Source organism: Salinigranum sp., assembly GCF_041641895.1.
Taxonomy (GTDB): Archaea; Halobacteriota; Halobacteria; order Halobacteriales; family Haloferacaceae; genus Salinigranum.
On the sequence record NZ_JBEPXO010000083.1, the window covers coordinates 9798 to 16250 of the forward strand.

Sequence of the window (6453 nt, forward strand, 5' to 3'; positions counted from 1 at the left end):
CCGCCGGCGCGGTCTCGCGACGGCAGGCACCACTCTCATCTCTGCCGCCCGCGTTCAGGCCTTGACGGCGTCGCCGAGCAGCGCCGTCTTCACCTCGTCGACGGCGTCCAGGTCGATGATGAGCGCGAGCTGGTCGCCCACTCGAATCTCCGTCCCCGGGAGCGGAATCGTCATCTCCTCGCGGTCGTGGCTGTGGGCGTAGATTCGCGCCCGGGGGCCGAGGTCGACCTCCGAGACGCGCTGGCCGACGACCGGCGCACCCTCGGGGACCGTGAGCGTCGAGAGCTGGAGGCGTTCGGTGAGGTCGCCGAGCGCGTTGAAGTTCCCGCCGAGGAGAGCGGTCTTCGCACCGGCGGCACCGAGACGTTCGGGGTAGATGACCTCGTCGACGTCCTCGGCGTACTGCTCGTAGATTTCCTCGCGGTAGTCCTCGCTGATGCGCATGATCGCCCGGCAGCCGTGTTCCTTGCCGATCATACAGGCCGCGAAGTTCACGTTCGGGTCGCCCGTGAGTCCACCGACGGCGTCGGCGTCCGCGACGCCGGCGCGTTCGAGGATGGCCTCGTTCGACCCGTCACCCTCGACGACCTCGAACCCCGCTTCGCGGGCGCGTTCGACCTTCTGGTCGTCGTTCTCCACGAGGACGACGTCGTGGCCCTCCTCCTTGAGGACCCGTGCAGTCCGCGCGCCGACACGGCCGTACCCGACGATAACGAATCGCATACCCACGAGTACGCCGCCCCGAACTTAAAGGATGGACCCGGTTCGGGGGGTGATGTCGAAACGGTACCACGAACCACGACAGCGTTTTTCCCTCGAGTCGCCTACGAGGACGCGATGATGGCAACGACCCACGCCCTCGCCGGCGTGGCACTCGCGGTCGTGGTCTCGCTGTTCGTCCCCGAGGCCGGGGGACTCCCCGTCCTGGCCGCGGCCGTCGGGGGCTTCTTCCCCGACTTCGACCTCACGGGCGACCACCGCAAGACGCTGCACTTCCCCGTGTACTACAGCGTCGCCGCCGCGGCCGCCGGCGTCGTCGCCGTCGTGGTGACGACGCCGGTGACGCTGGCCGCCGCTCTCTTCCTCGCCGCGGCCGCGCTCCACTCCGTGATGGACGCGGCGGGAGGCGGCCTCGAACCGCGTCCCTGGCTCGGGCAGGGTGAGCGGGCGGTGTACAACCACGCGAGCGGACGGTGGGTTCCACCGAAACGGTGGATCCGGTACGATGGAGCGCCGGAGGACCTCGTACTCGGCGGCGTGCTGGCCGTGCCGGGCCTCCTCCTCCTCGGTGACACGGCCCAGACGGCGATCGTCGGCGCACTCGCCGTCTCCGTCGTCTACACCGCCCTGCGGAAACCGCTGGTGGCACTCGCGGACCGGGTCGTCCCGCAGATTCCACAGGACGTATTCGACCGTCTGCCCGGTCGGGTGGCGTCGTTCATCGGCGCGTACCGCTGAGACGACCGTCGTGGCTGCTCTCGCGTTCTGACAGCGGCGTGTACGTCGGTGACCGACCGGGATGGACGGGAATCGCGGACGCTCACCGCAGCGGCCGGTTCGCTCGTTCCCGGCTGTAACCGAGTCGAACGCTCTTCGCAGTCGAGACGGTGTGTCTCGCTGGTCCAGTCGGCGTCCCGACGGTGAATTCCGTAGGCATCGTCGGCGTCGTCGGCACAGCCGGACGGTTCGGCGGCCGACCCCCGAGGGTCAGTCGAGTGAAGCGGTACCGAGCGAAGGGCTACTGTGACTCCTGTCAGATGAAGTCACCGGGGTCGATACTCGAACCGCCACCCCCACCGTCGCCACCCTGGCTGTCACGTCCGGTCGCGGCCCGGAACACCGCGGGGTCGCGGGTCTGGATCCACACGCGCCCCTGTCCGGAGAACTTCGAGACGATGCCCTCGCCACCGAGTATCGTCGACTTGATACTGCCGTCCTGTTCGCGGGAGACCGAGAGGCCGTCGGTCCACGCGATGAGGTGGTCGGTGTCGACGATGGTCGCGTCGCCGGTGGTGACCTCGGTCTCGACGATCGAGCCGTACGCCGAGAGGAACGCTCGCCCCTCCCCGGAGAGTTCGAGGACGCGGAGGCTCCCCGAGGAGAAGAACCCCCCGGCGTCGTTGAACGCGCTCGAGCGCTCGACGGTCGGTTCCCACGCCAGTGTCGACCCGGAGTTGACCTTTATCGGGCCGTCCCGCCCGACGTCGATGCCGAACACGTCGCCGGGATGGTCCGGAGCCAGCGTGAGTTCGGCTCCGTCGGCCTCGGCCTCGAAGGCGTTCTCCACGAGGTCCTTGCTCGAACTCACCGCCGACTTGATCATCCCTCCGATGCCCTCGCCGCCACCGACCTCGGCGTCGGCGCGAACGCGCTCGCTTCGACTGATCATCGCTCCTGTCTCCGCCATGAGTCGGTCGCCACGGTCCATCGTCGTTCGGAGCACCGCGTAGCTCGGCCCCTTCTCGATGCTGTGTTTCACGGGACACGTATCGGAGAGATACTAACTAAAGATAATTACAGTATACATGTTACTCCTCTGCACACAGAGGCTCCCGCGGTGTCGACTGTCACGTCCACTCGAGAGTCGAGGCAGTCCGAGTGTGGAGTCGGTCCCTGGCCGCGTGTGGGTTGCTCCACGCGACGACAGTCCCTGCCGGGTCCTTCGTTGGGCAGACGACTCCTCGGAGTCGAACCGACCGTCCAGACTCGCACGGGACGGGTCCGTCCCGCCGTCAGCCCCGTCGGGAGCGGGGGGTAGCGGCGCTACTCGTCGTCGGGTCACGCATGGGTGCGCCGGTCCGGGAATCGAACCGGAGCCAGACGTGCTCGCTCGTGCCTCGCTGTGCGCGACTGGCAGGGTTCAATCCCTCGTAGCGCATCCGCTGGTCACGGTCGTTCACAGCAGGATGCGCCGTCCGGGAATTGAACCCGGGCTAGTGGCTTGGGAAGCCACTGTCCTACCACTGGACCAACGGCGCTCACACCGTCACTGTGTGCATCTCCTCATATCGTACCACCGTACTTGAAAATAGCGTTTCGGCCGAACGCGACGATGACCGTTCGAGACCCAACGTTCGTCCACCGTTCGTTCGGGAGACGTGGATATTAGTCGTCCGCACCGCTAGCGAGAACCGATGAGTCAGGAGCTATCCGTCCTCGCGGACGACGCACCGCTCGACCTCCGACTCGCTCCGGAGGAACTCGAAGCCACGCGCGAGCACATCGTCTCGTTCGTCCAGCGCGTCGTCGACGACGCGAACGCCGAGGGGGCGGTCATCGGTCTCTCGGGCGGCATCGACTCGACCACGACGGCCGCGCTGGCGGTCGAAGCGCTCGGCGCCGGGCACGTCCACGGCCTCGTGATGCCCAGCGAGGTGAACACCGAGGGGAACATGAGCGACGCCGAACGCGTCGCGGAGTTGCTGGGAATCGAGTACGACGTCGTCGACATCAACCCCATCGCCGACGCGTTCTTCGAGGCGTATCCGGACGCGACGGACGACCGGATGGCGACGGGGAACGTCCGGGTGCGCATCCGGGGCGTCCTGAACTACTTCGTCGCCAACCACGAGGGGAAAATCGTCCTCGGAACGGGGAACCGGAGCGAGGCGCTGACGGGCTACTTCACGAAGTACGGGGATCAGGCGGTCGACTGCAACCCCCTCGGCAACCTCTACAAACAGCAGGTCCGCCAGGTCGCGGCGTCGCTCGGACTCCCCGAGGACCTCGTGATGAAGACGCCCTCCGCGGAGATGTGGCTCGGCCAGACGGACGAGGAAGAGATGGGGGTCGGGTACGACACGCTCGACGCCATTCTCGCCCTACACGTCGACGGGCCGCTGTCGAAGGCAGCGACGGTCCGCGAACTCGGCGTCGACCCGGCACAGGTCGACCGCGTCGTCGACCTCTACGAACGGAGCGCGCACAAACGACAGCTGCCGCCGGCGCCGGAGCCGCTGTTCTGACCTCGGGTCACTCCGCCTCGACGACGATGCGGACGTGGTCGCCCTGCGAGGCGGCGTTCCGAGCGTCGGGCGCACCCTGGAGCACGTACGTCTCGGGGTCGACCGGTTCGCCGTCGACCGTCACGGAGACGGCGTACTGCGGGTCCGAGTCGTGGTAGGTCGTCCCCTCGAAGGTGACCGACGTCTCGGTCACCTCGATGCCGAGCGAGGACATCGCCCACTCAAGCGTGACGCCCTCCGCGTGGACGTGCCAGACGGTTCCCTCGCCGGCCTCGAAGTGGAAGGCGTTCGCCCGAAGCTGATACCGGTCGCGCGAGAAGTCGACGGAGTCGCCGAGGACGACCACCTCCATCGTCCCGTGGGTGTGAGCACCCCCCACGTTCGTCGGGGTTCGGGCGGCCGCGACGCCGTCGTCTCCCGAGGAGCCACCGAGGCCGAACGTGACGAAGACGACGATGCCGACGACGGCCAGCGTGAGGCCGGCGAGGAGGAGCGCCGTCCCCGAGATGCCGGCGTCACCACCGTCGCCCGAAAGCTGGTCGAGACGCCGCCGGTCGACCGCGCCGAACGCCGCGGGGTGGTCGTCGCGGAGGTGGCCGAGGAAGTCCGCCTCGTCCTCGAACGACTCCGTGCAGTGCGGGCAGTCGTGCATAGCGAACGGGTAGAGACAGAGGCTAAAGAAGTGCTCGGCGTGGCGGGTCGGCCCGACGGGGAGCGTGGGGACAGGTCACTCGGTCCGCGAGGCGGCGATGTCGTCGACGTGCTCGCGGTGGAGGTGGGCGAAGGCCCGTGCCTCCGCGCGTTCCTGGGTCGCATCTGCCTCGCGGGCGCGGACGCGCTCCTTGACGACGGCGAGCGCGTCGTGAGCACCGGCAGCGAGGTCCGCCGCGACGGCACGGGGGTCGTCGACGACCCGGGAGACGAGCCCCATCCGGTGGGCCTCGTCGGCGTCGACGACTCTCCCCGAGAGCGAGAAGTCGAGGGCCTCTCCCTCGCCGACGATGCGGGGCAGGCGGACCGTCCCGCCCCACGCGCCGAACAGACCGAAGCGGACGCCGGGTTCACCGAGCGTGGCGTCGGGGGTCGCGACCCGGAGGTCACAGGCGAGCGCGAGTTCGACGCCACCGCCCCGGGCCGCGCCGTCGACGCCGGCGACGACGACCGAATCGCTCGTCTCGAGCGCTCGCGCGACGCGCTGGCCCTGCCGGGCGAACGCCTCGGGGTCGTCGAGCGCGGAGACGGCGTCGAGGTCGGCACCCGCACAGAAACTCGAACCGGCACCGTGGAGGTAGACGACCGGTTCTGTGGCGTCGACGACGGCGCGTTCGAGCGCGTCGAGGTCGGCTGGGCGGAGGGCGTTCCGGCGACCGGGCCGGTCGAACGTGACGACGCGGACGTCGCCGTCGTTCGTCGTTCGAATCATGTCCTTCGATGTGGTTCACTTTCCAAAGGTCTTTGCCTCTGCCGTCGCTACACTGGCGCGATGGACGATGCCGCGCGGGCCCGCGATGCCGCGCGTGAGGCACTGGCCGACATCGAACCGCCACGTCTCCGCGACGCACTCTACGACCGACTGGACGACGCGTCGATGGCCCCGGCCGTGTTCTCGCTGCTCTGCGCCCGGGCGCTCGGACGAGCGGTCGGTGCCGACGTCGAGACCGACGCGGTCTCGGAACGAATCGCTGGCGTACAACTCATCTACGAGGGACTCCGCCTGACGCGGACGCTCGCGCACGACGAGCCGTGGGCGACGACCGACGAGACCGGGGACATCGACGCCGACCTCGACATGCTCGCCGCCTCCGTCTTGGTCTCGCGCGGGTTCTACCTCCTCGCCCGCACCGACGCCGCCGACCACGCCGTCGAGACGGTCCGGGCGTTCGGCCGGAACCAGACGCGCAGACGCGACCCCGACGTCGACACCCTCGCCCTCGACCGGACGCTCGAGGAGTCGGTGTTCGTCCTCGCGTGTATCGCCGGCACCACCGCCGTCGACGCCGAGGCACCGCCCGCGCTCCTCGAACACGCGACGGGCCTCGCCGAGCGGTTCGACGTCGACGGCCACCTCCCACCGACCGCAGTCGTGCTCGGCGAGACGAGCGTCGAAGGACTCGTCACGCTCGTCGGGGCGGCGGACGGGCACGACGGTGGGCGGGAGGGCGACACCGATACCGATACCGATACCGATACCAACACCGGGACCGGGAGCGACCGCGTCCCCTCGTCGGCGACCGACCCCTGACCAGCGGTATTGGAGAGTGCGACACCGGGACACGGCGTCGGCGTATCGAAACGCCTAAAGACGAATCCGGCCTACGCGGTAATGCGCCTGGGTAGCTTAGCGGTAAAGCGCGTCCTTGGTAAGGACGAGAGCCCGGGTTCAAATCCCGGCCTAGGCTTCTTCTGATTCACCGCTCCTGAGCGTCCGCTCGCCACTGGGGAGTTCCACCCAACCGACAGCCGGCCTGTCTACCGTACGTGCAATCTG

General features: G+C 68.7%; 7 protein-coding genes and 2 tRNA genes. 4 read left to right on the forward strand and 5 right to left on the reverse strand.

Translation table 11 applies throughout. The features are described 5' to 3' along the window. Positions 1 to 54: 54 nt before the first annotated feature. On the reverse strand, positions 55 to 723 hold the full coding sequence (locus ACESK5_RS15655) for a TrkA family potassium uptake protein (protein WP_372912515.1): 669 nt from the start codon (positions 721 to 723) through the stop codon (positions 55 to 57). A 114-nt stretch (positions 724 to 837) separates the two neighbouring features. Here ACESK5_RS15655 and ACESK5_RS15660 point away from each other — a divergent pair, with 114 nt between their 5' ends. Next, on the forward strand, positions 838 to 1458 hold the full coding sequence (locus tag ACESK5_RS15660; RefSeq protein WP_372912516.1) for a metal-dependent hydrolase: 621 nt from the start codon (positions 838 to 840) through the stop codon (positions 1456 to 1458). 295 nt (positions 1459 to 1753) lie between these two features. Here ACESK5_RS15660 and ACESK5_RS15665 read toward each other — a convergent pair whose 3' ends face one another. Then, positions 1754 to 2479 (reverse strand): TIGR00266 family protein, encoded by a 726-nt coding sequence (locus ACESK5_RS15665; protein ID WP_372912517.1) that lies wholly within the window; start codon positions 2477 to 2479, stop codon positions 1754 to 1756. Between the two features lie 428 nt (positions 2480 to 2907). Beyond that, a tRNA-Gly gene (locus tag ACESK5_RS15670) sits at positions 2908 to 2978 on the reverse strand. A 156-nt stretch (positions 2979 to 3134) separates the two neighbouring features. Here ACESK5_RS15670 and ACESK5_RS15675 point away from each other — a divergent pair. Next, positions 3135 to 3965 carry an NAD+ synthase gene (locus tag ACESK5_RS15675; RefSeq protein ID WP_372912518.1) on the forward strand — a complete coding sequence of 277 codons (831 nt, stop codon included), beginning with the start codon at positions 3135 to 3137 and terminating at the stop codon, positions 3963 to 3965. 7 nt (positions 3966 to 3972) lie between these two features. On the opposite strand, the gene ACESK5_RS15680 is transcribed toward ACESK5_RS15675, so the two are convergent. Together ACESK5_RS15680 and ACESK5_RS15685 are read right to left on the reverse strand one after the other, a co-directional pair. Beyond that, positions 3973 to 4617, reverse strand: a complete 645-nt coding sequence (locus ACESK5_RS15680; RefSeq protein ID WP_372912519.1) for a hypothetical protein — start codon at positions 4615 to 4617, stop codon at positions 3973 to 3975. A gap of 75 nt (positions 4618 to 4692) precedes the next feature. Then, positions 4693 to 5388 (reverse strand): enoyl-CoA hydratase/isomerase family protein, encoded by a 696-nt coding sequence (locus tag ACESK5_RS15685; RefSeq protein WP_372912520.1) that lies wholly within the window; start codon positions 5386 to 5388, stop codon positions 4693 to 4695. A gap of 60 nt (positions 5389 to 5448) precedes the next feature. Here ACESK5_RS15685 and ACESK5_RS15690 point away from each other — a divergent pair, with 60 nt between their 5' ends. Together ACESK5_RS15690 and ACESK5_RS15695 are read left to right on the forward strand one after the other, a co-directional pair. Then, complete coding sequence (locus ACESK5_RS15690; protein ID WP_372912521.1) at positions 5449 to 6207, forward strand: hypothetical protein; 759 nt, start codon at positions 5449 to 5451, stop codon at positions 6205 to 6207. Positions 6208 to 6292: 85 nt separating this feature from the next. After that, positions 6293 to 6364, forward strand: a tRNA-Thr gene (locus ACESK5_RS15695). The last annotated feature ends 89 nt before the right edge of the window (positions 6365 to 6453 follow it).